14 protein-coding genes and 1 tRNA gene are annotated in these 12,618 nt (G+C 70.4%); 12 read left to right on the plus strand and 3 right to left on the minus strand.

All coding sequences use genetic code 11. The features are described 5' to 3' along the window. Positions 1 to 131 precede the first annotated feature (131 nt). The 4 genes from EVS81_RS12170 (at position 132) to EVS81_RS12185 (ending at position 3,500) form a co-directional block, all read left to right on the plus strand. Positions 132 to 824, plus strand: a complete 693-nt coding sequence (locus EVS81_RS12170; protein WP_130110623.1) for an iron-dependent transcriptional repressor DtxR — start codon at positions 132 to 134, stop codon at positions 822 to 824. Between the two features lie 92 nt (positions 825 to 916). Beyond that, on the plus strand, positions 917 to 2,263 hold the full coding sequence (gdhA, locus tag EVS81_RS12175) for an NADP-specific glutamate dehydrogenase (RefSeq protein WP_420813288.1): 1,347 nt from the start codon (positions 917 to 919) through the stop codon (positions 2,261 to 2,263). A 206-nt stretch (positions 2,264 to 2,469) separates the two neighbouring features. Continuing rightward, a complete protein-coding gene (locus EVS81_RS12180) occupies positions 2,470 to 3,210 on the plus strand; it encodes an NlpC/P60 family protein (protein ID WP_240739839.1) in 741 nt (246 codons plus the stop codon). A gap of 217 nt (positions 3,211 to 3,427) precedes the next feature. Then, a tRNA-Arg gene (locus tag EVS81_RS12185) sits at positions 3,428 to 3,500 on the plus strand. Positions 3,501 to 3,620: 120 nt separating this feature from the next. Here EVS81_RS12185 and EVS81_RS12190 read toward each other — a convergent pair. After that, complete coding sequence (locus EVS81_RS12190; protein WP_130110625.1) at positions 3,621 to 3,917, minus strand: metal-sensitive transcriptional regulator; 297 nt, start codon at positions 3,915 to 3,917, stop codon at positions 3,621 to 3,623. A 132-nt stretch (positions 3,918 to 4,049) separates the two neighbouring features. On the opposite strand from EVS81_RS12190, the gene EVS81_RS12195 reads away from it, so the two are divergent. From EVS81_RS12195 to EVS81_RS12225, 6 genes are all read left to right on the plus strand, one after another. After that, positions 4,050 to 4,235, plus strand: coding sequence for a hypothetical protein (locus tag EVS81_RS12195; RefSeq protein WP_130110626.1), 186 nt, complete (start codon positions 4,050 to 4,052; stop codon positions 4,233 to 4,235). Between the two features lie 17 nt (positions 4,236 to 4,252). Further along, on the plus strand, positions 4,253 to 4,627 hold the full coding sequence (trxA, locus tag EVS81_RS12200) for a thioredoxin (protein WP_130110627.1): 375 nt from the start codon (positions 4,253 to 4,255) through the stop codon (positions 4,625 to 4,627). Positions 4,628 to 4,826: 199 nt separating this feature from the next. Next, positions 4,827 to 6,257, plus strand: coding sequence for an MBL fold metallo-hydrolase (locus EVS81_RS12205; protein WP_130110628.1), 1,431 nt, complete (start codon positions 4,827 to 4,829; stop codon positions 6,255 to 6,257). Positions 6,258 to 6,311: 54 nt separating this feature from the next. Then, positions 6,312 to 7,136, plus strand: coding sequence for a sulfite exporter TauE/SafE family protein (locus EVS81_RS12210; protein WP_130110629.1), 825 nt, complete (start codon positions 6,312 to 6,314; stop codon positions 7,134 to 7,136). A 101-nt stretch (positions 7,137 to 7,237) separates the two neighbouring features. Next, complete coding sequence (locus tag EVS81_RS12220; protein WP_240739840.1) at positions 7,238 to 7,831, plus strand: DUF4395 domain-containing protein; 594 nt, start codon at positions 7,238 to 7,240, stop codon at positions 7,829 to 7,831. A 116-nt stretch (positions 7,832 to 7,947) separates the two neighbouring features. Then, positions 7,948 to 8,340, plus strand: coding sequence for a rhodanese-like domain-containing protein (locus EVS81_RS12225; protein WP_130110631.1), 393 nt, complete (start codon positions 7,948 to 7,950; stop codon positions 8,338 to 8,340). A 117-nt stretch (positions 8,341 to 8,457) separates the two neighbouring features. Here the strand turns inward: EVS81_RS12225 and EVS81_RS12230 are convergent, their stop codons facing one another. After that, positions 8,458 to 10,053 carry an isocitrate lyase gene (locus EVS81_RS12230; RefSeq protein ID WP_130110632.1) on the minus strand — a complete coding sequence of 532 codons (1,596 nt, stop codon included), beginning with the start codon at positions 10,051 to 10,053 and terminating at the stop codon, positions 8,458 to 8,460. Between the two features lie 209 nt (positions 10,054 to 10,262). Next, positions 10,263 to 10,916 carry a hypothetical protein gene (locus EVS81_RS12235; protein ID WP_130110633.1) on the minus strand — a complete coding sequence of 218 codons (654 nt, stop codon included), beginning with the start codon at positions 10,914 to 10,916 and terminating at the stop codon, positions 10,263 to 10,265. 33 nt (positions 10,917 to 10,949) lie between these two features. On the opposite strand from EVS81_RS12235, the gene EVS81_RS12240 reads away from it, so the two are divergent. Continuing rightward, positions 10,950 to 11,822 carry an EamA family transporter gene (locus EVS81_RS12240; protein ID WP_240739841.1) on the plus strand — a complete coding sequence of 291 codons (873 nt, stop codon included), beginning with the start codon at positions 10,950 to 10,952 and terminating at the stop codon, positions 11,820 to 11,822. Positions 11,823 to 11,841: 19 nt separating this feature from the next. Further along, on the plus strand, positions 11,842 to 12,570 hold the full coding sequence (locus tag EVS81_RS12245; protein WP_165384260.1) for a CYTH domain-containing protein: 729 nt from the start codon (positions 11,842 to 11,844) through the stop codon (positions 12,568 to 12,570). The last annotated feature ends 48 nt before the right edge of the window (positions 12,571 to 12,618 follow it).

The following is a 12,618-nucleotide window of genomic DNA, read 5'->3' on the forward strand; positions in this document are numbered from 1 at the left end:
GATTCTACGAGAGCCCGGGGCCCGCAACGGCTCGTCCGCGAGAAGCGCGGGTCCGCCGACCGGGACGAGTCGGGAAACCGGCTCCGCATGCTCTAGTGTGTGAAGCGTGCCCCAGTCATGAGAGGACGGCGATGACGGACCTGATCGACACGACCGAGATGTACCTCCGCACGATCCTCGAGTTGGAGGAGGAGGGGATCGTTCCCCTGCGCGCCCGGATCTCGGAGCGGCTCGGTCACTCCGGCCCCACCGTGTCTCAGACCGTCGGTCGTATGGAGCGCGACGGGCTGGTCGTCGTGACCGATGATCGGCGCCTCGAGCTCACCGCGTCGGGCCGTACCAAGGCCGTGCACGTGATGCGCAAGCACCGCCTCGCCGAGCGCCTGCTCTCCGATGTCATCGGTCTCGAGTGGGCCTACGTGCACGAGGAGGCCTGCCGCTGGGAGCACGTGATGAGCGAGCGGGTCGAGCGCAAGCTGCTCGGAATCCTCGGGCACCCCACCGAGTCGCCCTATGGCAATCCCATACCGGGGCTCGACGAACTCGGTGCGATGCGCGCGGGATCCTTTCAGACCGGCGTCACCGGCATCGCCGAACTGCTGGTCGATCACGGGCAGCCGGTGACCGCGCACATCAAGCGCCTCGCCGAGCCGCTGCAGGTGGATCCCGAGCTGCTGGAGCAGCTCGCCGGGGCCGGAATCCTTCCCGGGAGCACGGCAACCTTCACCCGCCGCGGCAACGTGGTGCACGTCGAGGTGGAGGGATCCAGTGAGGCGCTCGACCTTCCGGGTGACGTCGCCGCCCATATCTTCGTCTCGGCGTAGTCGCGGGCGCGACACGTACGAAGCCGGGAGCACGCAGAGGACGGAGATGCCGTCCGCGATGGAGTTGATAGACCGAGGAGACGAATTTGTCATTGCCCACCCCTGAAGCCCATATCCGCGCGGTCGCGCGCGTCGTCGAGCACCGCAGCGCGGCGGAACCCGAGTTCCTGCAGGCCGTGCACGAGGTGCTCGAGTCGTTGGAGCCGGTGCTCTCGGAGCACCCGGAGTTCGTCGAGAGCGGCATTCTCGAGCGCCTCGTCGAACCCGAGCGGCAGCTCATCTTCCGCGTGCCGTGGACCGACGATGAGGGCTTCGTGCGGGTGAACCGCGGCTTCCGCGTGCAGTTCAACTCCGCGCTCGGCCCCTACAAGGGCGGCCTCCGCTTCCATCCCTCGGTGAACCTCTCGGTCATCAAGTTCCTCGGCTTCGAGCAGATCTTCAAGAACGCGCTCACCTCGCAGCGCATCGGCGGCGGGAAGGGCGGGTCGGACTTCGACCCGAGCGGCAGAAGCGATGCCGAGGTGATGCGCTTCTGCCAGAGCTTCATGACCGAACTGGTGCACCACATCGGCGAGCACACCGACATCCCCGCCGGCGATATCGGCGTGGGTGCGCGCGAGATCGGCTTCCTGTTCGGCCAGTACCGTCGCATCACGCAGCGCTACGAGGCGGGGGTGCTGACGGGCAAGGGCGTCGGCTGGGGCGGTGCCGAGGTGCGCACCGAGGCCACCGGCTACGGGGCGGTGTTCTTCGCCGAGGAGATGCTGCTGCGCGCGGGCGAGGGCATCGAGGGGCGCCGGGCCGTGGTGTCGGGGTCGGGTAACGTCGCGACCTATGCGATCGAGAAGATCCAGCAGCTCGGGGGCAGGGCCATCACAGCGTCCGATTCCGGCGGGTACATCGTCGACGAGGACGGCATCGACATCGACCTCTTGAAGCAGGTCAAGGGGGTCGAGCGGGCGCGGATCTCGGTCTACGCGGATCGCCGCTCCTCGGCTCGCTTCATCCCGGGCGGGGCCGTGTGGGACGTGCCGGCCGAACTCGCCTTCCCCTGCGCGACGCAGAACGAGCTCGACGAGGGGCACGCCCGCACGCTGGTCGCGAACGGCGTGCGCGCCGTCGCCGAGGGGGCGAACATGCCGACGACGCCGGCGGCCGTCGAGCTGCTGCAGGACGCCGGCGTGCTGTTCGGGCCGGGCAAGGCGGCCAACGCGGGCGGCGTGGCCACCTCGGCGCTCGAAATGAGCCAGAACGCGGCGCGCTCCCGGTGGGACCGCGACAAGAGCGAGACCCGGCTGCACGACATCATGCGCGATGTGCACGGCTCCACCTACGCCGCGTCGGAGCGCTATGGGAGGCCCGGCGACTACGTGCTCGGCGCCAACTCCGCAGCGTTCGTGCGCGTCGCGCAGGCGATGCTCGAGCAGGGCGTGATCTAGCGGAGGTCGCCCGCACTTCTCTCGATATCGAGAGAACCGCGGCCGCGAACTCCGCTGAGAACACGCCAAGTTTCAAGGCTGGTCGAAGGTTCCGTGACCGGAACGTGACATTCCTGAGATCATCGGTTACCCTTGAACGGTCGCGGCTCGAAAGGGTCGTTTCTCGGACTTGAGAACCGTAAGCGAACGTTAGGCAGATTATTCTCGTGATTCAGAACTCCAGCACGGACGTCGTGCTTTCCGGCGACGCCGCGAAGCCGGCTTCGGCGAAGACGAAGCGAATCGCTCAGATGGCCGGTGCCGCAGTGCTCAGCTTCGGCCTGGTGGGCACCTTCAGCCTCCCGGCCTACGCCACGGCGCCCGAGCCCGAAGGGCTGCCCGACGGCTTCGCCGCGGCGCAGACCCTGCAGACGGTCGACGCCGATGACGCGGTGCTTCCTCTCGTCGCTCCGACCGGCGAGGTCAGCGCCGAGGCGCTCGAAGAGGAGCGGCGTGCAGAGGAGGCCGCGGAGGCCGAGGAGGCTGCAGCGGCCGCCCGCGCCGCCGAGGAGCAGGCTGCGGAGGGCGCAGCCGGCCAGCAGGCTGCTCAGGCGTTCTCGGGCAACGACGTTCCGGCCGGTCAGGGCGCGCAGGGCATCGTGAGTGCGGCACTCGCTCAGCTCGGTCAGTTCCAGGACTGCACCGCGCTCGTCGAGCGCTCGCTGCGCGCGATCGGCATCCCCGCGGGCGACCTCGGCACGCAGGTCGGCGAGTACACCGGTCTCGGCGGATCGCTCGTCACCAGCGGCGATTACGCCCCGGGCGACGTGCTCGTGTGGTCCGGTCGTCACGTAGCCGTCTACATCGGCAACGGCCAGGCTGTCCACGGCGGCTACGGTGGCAACCAGACCGTTGTCGCCGGTGCGTTCATCGACGGCGCCCCCGACGGGGTCGTGCGCTTCGGCTGAGCAGCGCTCACACATCTTCGAGGAGCGGGCGGGGTTTCGACCCCGCCCGCTCCTCGCGTTTGCGGGTGCAGCGCGACCGCACGCTCGGATCCGGCGCGCGCGAGGGAGCGCGCCCGACCGGGCGCGCTCTCGGTGTCGCGTCGCCACCGGCGGCGGAACCGGAGGGGCGACGCTGCTAGACTCGTCTCTCGGTGCGAGGCCTCGGCGCGCACCGTACGCCTTGGTAGCTCAGTGGATAGAGCACCGCTCTCCTAAAGCGGGTGTCGGAGGTTCGATTCCTCTCCAGGGCACTTCGAAGTCGGTACTGCGGCCGAAGGCTCCTGGCTCGGCGGGATCGACGGGCACCTGAGCGAGGCGCGCCTCACGTGATGCCGTGATCGCCCCGACACCCGCCCGAATCGGGAACGGCGCTACGCGAGACTGAGGAAGAGGCGCTCGAGCTCTTCCGGATCCGATGCGTCCGCCCGATCCGGCTCTGCGAGGCACTCCTGCAGTGCGCTCGACACCACCAGGAATCCGGCGCGATCGATCGTCTGGGAAGTCGCTGCGAGCTGCTGCACGATATCTCGGCGGTGGCCGTCCTGCTCGACCGCCGCGATCACCGCTGCGAGTTGCCCGTGGGCGCTGCGGAGGCGATTCACGATCCTCCGCTGGGCCGCCGCGTCCGATGCTGCCGAAGCGGGCGTGTCCGCTGCCTGGTGCGCCATTGCTGGTCTCCGTTCTGCGTGTTTCGATCATCGGACTTGACAAGGGGGATACCCCCGGGGGTATAGTGTTGCTATCACCAAGATACCCCCTAGGGTATTGAGGTCACAAGTTCGACGAAAGAGGAGTGCCCGATGTGCCGAGCGACGAAGTGCCGTACCTGCGGAAAGACGACCTGGGCGGGCTGCGGTCAGCACGTCGCGATGGTGAAGATGAGCGTGCCGGCATCCGAGTGGTGCAACGGCAAGCACTCGCCGGCGCAGGTCGAAGCCGCGAAGGCCGAGCGGGGCGGGTTCTTCTCCCGCCTGTTCGGGCGCTGAGCCGGGAGGAGCGGATCATGGCGACGAAGAATCTGACGCACGACGACTTCGCGGGTCACGTTGCCGGCGACGGCATCGTCTTCGTGGACTTCTGGGCGGCGTGGTGCGGCCCCTGCCGGGCCTTCGCGCCGGTGTTCGAACAGGCCTCGGAGCAGCACCCCGACATCGTCTTCGCCAAGGTCGACACCGAGGCGCAGCCGCAGCTGGCGGCTGAGTTCCGCATCACCTCGATCCCGACGCTGATGGTGTTCCGCGACGGGATCATGGTCTACGCCCAGCCCGGTGCGCTCCGTGCGCCGCAGCTCGACCAGCTCATCCAGGGGGCGCGCGACCTCGACATGGACGACGTGCGCCGGCAGCTCGCCGAGCGCGACGCGCAGCCGACGGTCTGACCGTCCCGACATCTTCCACCCCGGCACATCGATAGAGAGGACCCACTCATGTGCGCACGAATCACCTGCTCGACCTGCGGCAAGCCCACCTGGACCGGATGCGGCCAGCACATCGAGGACGCCCTCTTCGGCGTGCCCGAAGCCGACCGCTGCACCTGCCGCTGACCCTGCAACCGCTCTCGACACGAAGGATCTGATCATGCTGCTCGAACGCATCTACGACGAGGATCTCGCCCAGGCGAGCTACGTCATCGGCTGCCAGGCGAAGGGAGAGGCGATCGTCGTCGACCCCCGCCGAGACCTCGACGTCTATCTCGACCTTGCCGAGAAGCAGGGCATGAGGATCGTCGCCGTCACGGAGACGCACATCCACGCCGACTACCTCTCGGGCACCCGGGAGCTCGCCGCGCGCACGGGCGCGCAGATGTACGTCTCCGACGAGGGCGGACCGGACTGGACCTACGGCGCGGACTTCGACGGGGCAGTGCGCATGCGGCACGGTCACCGCATCGCGCTCGGCAACATCACCGTCGAGGCGGTGCACACGCCCGGGCACACGCCCGAGCACCTCTCGTTCCTCGTCACCGACGGCGCGCAGGCCGACGAGCCGGGGTTCATGCTGACCGGCGACTTCGTGTTCGTCGGCGACCTGGGGCGGCCCGACCTGCTCGACGAGGCGGCCGGCTTCGTCGACACCCGCTTCCAGGGTGCGAAGGATCTCTTCGCCAGCCTGCGGGATCGCTTCCTCACCCTGCCCGACTACGTGCAGGTGCTTCCGGCGCACGGCTCGGGCAGCGCGTGCGGCAAGGCGCTCGGCGCGATTCCCGCGTCCACCGTCGGATACGAGCGGAACTTCTCCTGGTGGGGTCCCTACCTGCGGAACGACGACGAGCAGGGCTTCATCGACGAACTGCTCAGCGGCCAGCCCGACGCGCACGCCTACTTCGGGCGCATGAAGCTGCAGAACAAGATCGGCCCCGCCGTGATCGGCGGCGCTCCCGAGCTCGTCGAGTACACGTCGGAGCGGCTGGCCGCAGAGCTCGCCGCCGACGAGGTGGTCTTCGTCGACACCCGGCACAACAGCCTGGTGCACGAGGGCACCGTTCCGCGCGCGCTGAACATCCCCGGCGTCGCGAAGGCGGCGAGCTACGGCGCCTGGGTCTACAACCCCGACACCGAGCAGCGACCGCTCGTGCTGCTCGCGAGCGATCGCGACGAGGCCGAGGCGATGCGAGACCACCTCATCCGCGTCGGCATCGACGCGGTGCGCGGCTTCGCGACCTCGCTCGACGGGCTCGAGCTGGTCGTGCCGAAGCTGGTGCAGCCGGAGGATCTCGACCGCGTCGAGCGGGTCGCGCTGCTCGACGTGCGCAACAAGACGGAGTACGCCGATGGTCACCTGCCGGGGGCGCAGCAGCTCTCGGGCGGCCGAGTGCTGTGGAACCTCGACCTGCTGCCGCCGAAGGAGGCCGGGACGATCGTCGCCTACTGCCAGAGCGGCGTGCGGGGAAGCGTCGCCGCCAGCGCGCTGCGCCGAGAGGGGTACGACATCGCCGAGCTCGACGGCAGCTTCGCCCGCTGGGCCGCCTCGGGCAAGCCGGTCGCGGTCGACGAGCGCGTCGCGGCCTGATCCTTCTGCCCCTTCCGCCCCCTCGATCACCCGCATCCGTCCAGGAGACCCGGCATGGAACCGTCGCTCGTCATCGCACTGCTGCTCGCCGTGCTCGTCGGCGTCTCGCTGGGGCTCCTGGGCGGCGGCGGGTCGATCCTCACCACCCCGATCCTCACCTACGTGCTCGGCATGGAGCCGAGAGCCGCCATCGCGTCATCGCTCTTCATCGTCGGCGCGACGAGCGCCTTCGGCCTCATCGCGCACGCACGGGCCGGGCGGGTGCGCTGGAAGACGGGTGCGATCTTCGGAGTCGCCGGGATGGCGGGCGCCTTCGTCGGCGGGGTGTTCGGAGGAATGATCCCCGGGGCCGTGCTGATGATCCTCTTCGCGGGGATGATGATCGCGACAGCCGTGGCGATGATCCGCGGGCGAGCGCGTCGGCCGGCGGCCGAGGGCGGGGCGGAGGCCGCCCCGGAATCCGGAGCGGAGGCCGGGGCGGCCCGCAGCTCGGGCCGGCCGCTCGTGAGGATCCTGATCGACGGGCTGCTCGTGGGGCTGGCTACGGGCCTCGTGGGTGCGGGCGGCGGGTTCCTCGTGGTGCCCGCGCTGAACCTGCTGGGCGGGCTGCCGATGGCCGTTGCCGTGGCGACCTCGCTGCTCGTGATCGCGATGAAGTCGGCCTCGGGCTTCGCCGGATACCTGCTCGCCGTGCAGATCGACTGGCCCACGGTGCTGGCCTTCACCGCGGTCGCGATCGCGGGATCCCTGCTCGGCGCGCGCCTCGCGGGCCGCGTTCCCGAGCGCGCGCTGCGACGGGGGTTCGGCATCTTCGTGCTCGCCATGGGCGCCTTCGTGCTCGTGCAGGAGATTCCGAACGCCCTGGCGGGTCTCGCGTGAGCGGCGTCGGAGCGGGCCCTGCGGGCCCCGTGACCCCAGAGGGCGCCGTGACCGCAGCGGGCCCCGCGACCCCAGAGGGCCCCGTGACCCCAGAGGGCCCCGTGACCGCAGCGGACCCCGTGACCCCCGCGACCCCGGCACGGCCCCGCGTGGGGCGAACGGTGCCCGGGTACGCGGTCCCGGTGATCAACGAGCGCGAGGCCCGTGCCGCCGCTGGCCTGCTCTTCCTGCCCGGCATCGTGCTCTACGTCACCGCGATCCTCACGGGCACCGCAGATCCGCTCAAGCCCTTCGGCGCCGTCTTCATGCTCGACATGCTGATCCGGGTGCTCGCCGGCGACCGCTTCGCCCCCTCGCTGCTGCTGGCGCGCCTGATCGTCGCGCGACAGCGCCCCGAGTGGGTGGGGGCGCCCCAGAAGGTCTTCGCCTGGTGGCTCGGCTACGGCATGGGGACGACCGCCTGCCTGGCGACCGGCCTGCTGCAGGCTCCGCTCTGGGTGACGCTCGTGCTCTGCGGCACCTGTCTGCTTCTGCTCTTCCTCGAGACCGCGTTCGGCATCTGCGTGGGCTGCGCCCTGCAGTCCCGGATCTCCCGAACGGCGCCGCAGCACTGTCCGGGCGGCAGGTGCGAGGTGCCCCGGGACGCAGACGATCGCCCGGCCCCGCACGCACCCGACGTCGAACCCCGATCCTGATCCCGACCCCGATCCCGATCCCGACCCTGATCCCGACCCTGATCCCGATCCCGATCCCGATCCCGACCCCGACCCCGACCCCGACCCCGACCCCGACCCCGATGAAAGGAACGCTCATGCGTCGCATCCTCACCTCGATCGCAGCGCCTCTGGTCGCCGGCGCATTCGCGCTGGGCCTGGCCGCCTGCTCCACCGCGCCCTCCGCGAGCGCCGGCTCCGCAGCGGGCCTCGACGTCTCCGACGACGCCATCATTCTCGACGTGCGCACCCCCGCGGAATACGCCGAGGGCCACCTGGCCGGGGCGCAATTGCTCGACTTCACCGGCGGCGAGGTCGCCGCTGCGATCCCGCAGCTCGATCCCGAAGCCGAGTACCTCGTCTACTGCCGGTCGGGCAACCGCTCAGGCCAGGCGATCGCGCTCATGGAGGCCGCGGGCTTCGGCAATCTCACGAACCTCGGATCACTGGAGCAGGCGGCCGCGGCCACCGGAATCGACGTCGTGCGCTGATCGCGGGCTGCGCTCCGGATCCGACGCAGGATCCGGGTCCGAGCGCACCGTCCCGCGCACGCGAGCAGGGGACCCCGACCGGAGTCGGGGTCCCCTGCAGCGCTCAGGCGACGAGAGTCAGCTGAACTGGTTCATCGTGTTGTCCTTGCCGCCGGCCTTGAGGGCCGCGTCGCCGGCGAAGTACTCCTTGTGGTTGTCGCCGATGTCGCTGCCGGCCATGTTCTGGTGCTTCACGGTCGCGATGCCCTGGCGGATCTCCTCGCGCTGCACGTCGCGGACGTAGGTGAGCATGCCCTCGTCGCCGAAGTACCCCTTGGCCAGATTGTCGGTCGACAGCGCAGCCGTGTGGTAGGTCGGCAGGGTGATCAGGTGGTGGAAGATGCCGGCGCGTGCCGAGCCGTCGCGCTGGAAGGTGCGGATCTTCTCGTCGGCCAGCTCGGCGAGCTCGGTGCCGTCGTATTCGACGCTCATCAGCTTGTCGCGATCGTAGGCCGAGACGTCGGCGCCCTGCTCGGCGAGCTGGTCGTAGGCCTGCTGGCGGAAGTTGAGGGTCCAGTTGAACGACGGGCTGTTGTTGTAGACGAGCTTGGCGTTCGGGATCTCCTCGCGGATCCGATCCACCATGCCGGCGATCTGCTCGACGTGCGGCTTCTCGGTCTCGATCCACAGCAGATCGGCGCCGTTCTGCAGCGACGTGATGCAGTCGAGCACGCAGCGGTCCTCGCCGGTGCCGCTGCGGAACTGGTACAGGTTGCTCGCGAGGCGCTTCGGGCGCAGCAGCTTGCCGTCGCGCTTGATCACGACGTCGCCGTTGCCGAGCTCGGCCTCGGAGATCTCCTCGACGTCGAGGAACGAGTTGTACTGGTCGCCCAGATCGCCGGGGGCGCTGGTGACCGCGAGCTTCTGGGTGAGGCCGGCGCCCAGCGAGTCGGTGCGGGCGACGATCACGCCGTTGTCGATGCCGAGCTCGAGGAACGCGTAGCGCACCGCGTTGATCTTCGCGATGAAGTCCTCGTGCGGCACCGTGACCTTGCCGTCCTGGTGGCCGCACTGCTTCTCATCGGAGACCTGGTTCTCGATCTGGATGGCGCACGCGCCCGCCTCGATCATCTTCTTCGCGAGCAGATAGGTCGCCTCGGGGTTGCCGAAACCCGCGTCGATGTCGGCGATGATCGGCACCACGTGGGTCTCGTACGTGTCGATCTGCGACTGGATGAACTCGACGGCGGTCTCGTCGCCCGCGAGGCGGGCGTCGTCGAGCTGGGTGAAGAGCAGGTCGAGTTCGCGGGCGTCGGCCTGGCGGAGGAAGGTGTAGAGCTCCTCGATGAGCGCGGGCACCGCGGTCTTCTCGTGCATGGACTGGTCGGGGAGGGGGCCGAACTCCGAGCGCAGGGCCGCGACCATCCACCCCGAGAGGTAGAGGTAGCGCTTGTTGGTGCTCTTGAGGTGCTTCTTGATCGAGATCAGCTTCTGCTGGCCGATGAAGCCGTGCCAGACGCCGAGGGACTGCGTGTAGACCGAGGAGTCGGCATCGTACTCTGCCATGTCGCGGCGCATGATGTCCGCGGTGTACTGGGCGATCTCGAGGCCGGTCCTGAAGCGGTTCTGCGCCCGCATCCGGGCGACGTGCTCGGGGCTGATCGCGTCCCAGCCGGAGCCGTTCTGCTCCTTGAGGGCCTGCACTGCCTCGATATCGTCTTGGAACGCAGTCATGATGTTTCCTTCGTGTCGTGTCGTCATCGTTCACCAGGGCCGTGAGCGGCTTACTTCTCACTATTCCCAACTTGAGGCCGCCCCGATCGCGGATTCGGGGGTGAATAACCCCGGTATTTCTGCGAGACAGAAGAAGGCGTGGCCTGGCGGGCGCGGCAACGGCGCAGCGCGGCACTGCGGGCTGCGCGCGGCGGGCGTGCGGGGAGGGCTCAGAACGGCGGGGAGATCAGCAGCTCGACGCGTTCCGCGAGGAAGTCGCGCAGCGTCGGCGCACCCGCCAGCGGCGCACCGGCGCGCCAGCGCACCCGGAACTCGCCGTCGGCGACCCCGACCGGCAGCTCGCGCCGTGTGCTCCCGGTCGATGGTGTGAGCGGACCGCCCGCCGGTGCAGCCGAGTCGGCTGAGGCCGCCCCGGGCGCTCTGGGCGCTCCGGACGCCTCTGGCGCCTCGGGTGCTTCTGGCGTCTCGGGATCCGGCCCCGATTCGTCGGGGCCGAGCGGGATGCGCACCGCGTCGTAGTTCACGGGGGTGCCGGTCTCGTATCCGCCGCGCAGCGCCGCCGCGGCGATCTCTCTGCGTTCCTCGCGCGAGAGCGACTGGTAGCCGGGGCGTCCGCGCTCGGCAGCGCGCGTCGCGCGTCCCAGCGCGTAGAGCTCGCCGGAACCGCCGAGCAGCAGAGGGCCGATCCTCCAGACATCGCCCAGCGGGCGCATGGTGGCAGGGCGCGTCCAGAGCAGCACGCGCCGGGGCGCGACGTACTCGGCGAGCGCTTCGGCGGGCACGCCGGCGGCGCGCAGCTGCTCGGCCGCCTCGGCGCACGCGCGCGCCGCCCGCTCGGCCGCGCCGGTCCTCTCCGCCGTCATCCGGCCAGTGTATCCGCGGATAGACTGTGGCCGGTGACCCACTCATCCGCAGCGCGGGCGCTCGCCCGCCGCGCCACGATCCGCGCCATGCTCCTCGTGCTCATCGGCGCGATCGGCGTGCAGTCGTCGGCGGCGATCGCGATGGGGCTGTTTGACGCGCTGGGCGTGCTCGGCACGAGCTCGGTGCGCATGTCGATCGCGGCGGTGATCCTGCTCGCCGTGTTCCGTCCGCGGCTGCGCGGCCGCAGCCGCGCTGAGTGGGCCGGGATCGTGCTCTACGGCGTCGCCATGGCGGCGATGAACGCCTTCCTCTACCTCGCGTTCGACCGTCTGCCGCTCGGCGTCGCCACGACCATCGACTTCCTGGGTCCGTGCCTCGTCGCGCTCGCCGCATCGCGACGGCCGCGGGAGGGGCTGCTGGCCGTCGCCGCGATCATCGGCGTGGGGCTCATGGCTGGATTCGGCGGCCCCTTCGACCCGCTCGGCCTGGTCTTCGCCGCCCTCGCGGGGGCGGCGTTCGGGCTGTACACGCTGCTCGCGGCGCGCATAGGCCAGTCGGAGGGCGGGCTGCCGAGCGTCGGCCTGTCGGTGGCCGTCGCGGCGATCCTGACGCTGCCCTTCGCGATCCCGGCAGTACCGCTCCTCGAGGCCCAGCACCTGCTGCCGCTGCTCGCCTCGGCCGTGCTCGGCACCGCCCTGGCCTTCACCGTCGACACGATGGCGGGGCGGCTGACCTCGGCGCGGGTGCTCGGCGTGTTCTTCGCCTTCGATCCCGTCGTCGGAACGATCATCGGCGCACTGTTCCTGGGGCAGCTGCTCACGCCGGCGGCGGTGGGCGGGATCGTGCTCGTCGTGGCCGCAGGGGCGGGCATCGTCTGGTCGGCGGGGGAGCGGCGCGTGCCGTGACGGCCCGTACACTGTGGGGGTGACGGAACTTGGCGGGGTGGAGCACGCGGCATCTGAGGCGCTCGAGATCGAGCGGAAGTACGAGGTGTCGGTCGCGCTGCCGCTGCCCGCGGAGGATCGCTTCCGCGCCGTCGGGTTGGATCCCGCGCCGCCGTTGCGGCACGAGCTGACCGCCCGGTACTTCGACACCTCTCGGGGAGATCTGGCGGGCCTCGGGCTGGCGCTGCGCGAGCGGCACGGCGGGAAGGATGCAGGCTGGCACCTGAAGCAGCGAGGTGAGGCCGGCGTGCGGGAACTGCTGTGGCCGCCGAGCGCGACGATGCCGCAGGCGCTGCGGGAGGAGCTCCGGGAGCGGATCGGCGATGCCTCCGCCGCCGAGGTGCGCCCGGTGGCGCAGCTCGAGACCGAGCGCACGGTGGTGATGCTGCGCGACGGGGACGGCCGCGAGGTCGTCGAGCTCGCCGACGACCGGGTGCGTGCGAGCGATCGCGTGGCCGGTGTGGAGCGCGCCTGGCGGGAGTGGGAGGCCGAGCTGATGCCCGGCGCCCATGCCGCGGTGCTGGATCGGGTGGAGGCGGTGCTGCTCGCGGCGGGAGCCGAACCGTCGCTGAGCTTCGCGAAGATCGCCCGTGCGACCGGCCGCCTGATCGAGGCGGCGCGCGCTCGGGGTGCGGACGCCGCCGTGCTCGAGGCGCTCGCGCGGCTCGACGCCTCCGATCGCGAGGCGGCGCGCGGGCGCTTGCGCTGAGGCGCGGCCCGAACGCACCGCTGTTGCGCGCTGGGCCTAGGCTGGTGG

Source organism: Leucobacter triazinivorans, from assembly GCF_004208635.1.
GTDB lineage: Bacteria > Actinomycetota > Actinomycetes > Actinomycetales > Microbacteriaceae > Leucobacter > Leucobacter triazinivorans.

Bases quoted from the DNA above. Each gene is read 5' to 3' on its own strand.
- EVS81_RS12170 (WP_130110623.1), top strand. From the start codon at position 132: ATGACGGACCTGATCGACACGACCGAGATGTACCTCCGCACGATCCTC.
- EVS81_RS12190 (WP_130110625.1), bottom strand. From the start codon at position 3,917: ATGGCGCACCAGGCAGCGGACACGCCCGCTTCGGCAGCATCGGACGCG.
- EVS81_RS12195 (WP_130110626.1), top strand. From the start codon at position 4,050: ATGTGCCGAGCGACGAAGTGCCGTACCTGCGGAAAGACGACCTGGGCG.
- trxA (WP_130110627.1), top strand. From the start codon at position 4,253: ATGGCGACGAAGAATCTGACGCACGACGACTTCGCGGGTCACGTTGCC.
- EVS81_RS12205 (WP_130110628.1), top strand. From the start codon at position 4,827: ATGCTGCTCGAACGCATCTACGACGAGGATCTCGCCCAGGCGAGCTAC.
- EVS81_RS12210 (WP_130110629.1), top strand. From the start codon at position 6,312: ATGGAACCGTCGCTCGTCATCGCACTGCTGCTCGCCGTGCTCGTCGGC.
- EVS81_RS12225 (WP_130110631.1), top strand. From the start codon at position 7,948: ATGCGTCGCATCCTCACCTCGATCGCAGCGCCTCTGGTCGCCGGCGCA.
- EVS81_RS12230 (WP_130110632.1), bottom strand. From the start codon at position 10,053: ATGACTGCGTTCCAAGACGATATCGAGGCAGTGCAGGCCCTCAAGGAG.
- EVS81_RS12235 (WP_130110633.1), bottom strand. From the start codon at position 10,916: ATGACGGCGGAGAGGACCGGCGCGGCCGAGCGGGCGGCGCGCGCGTGC.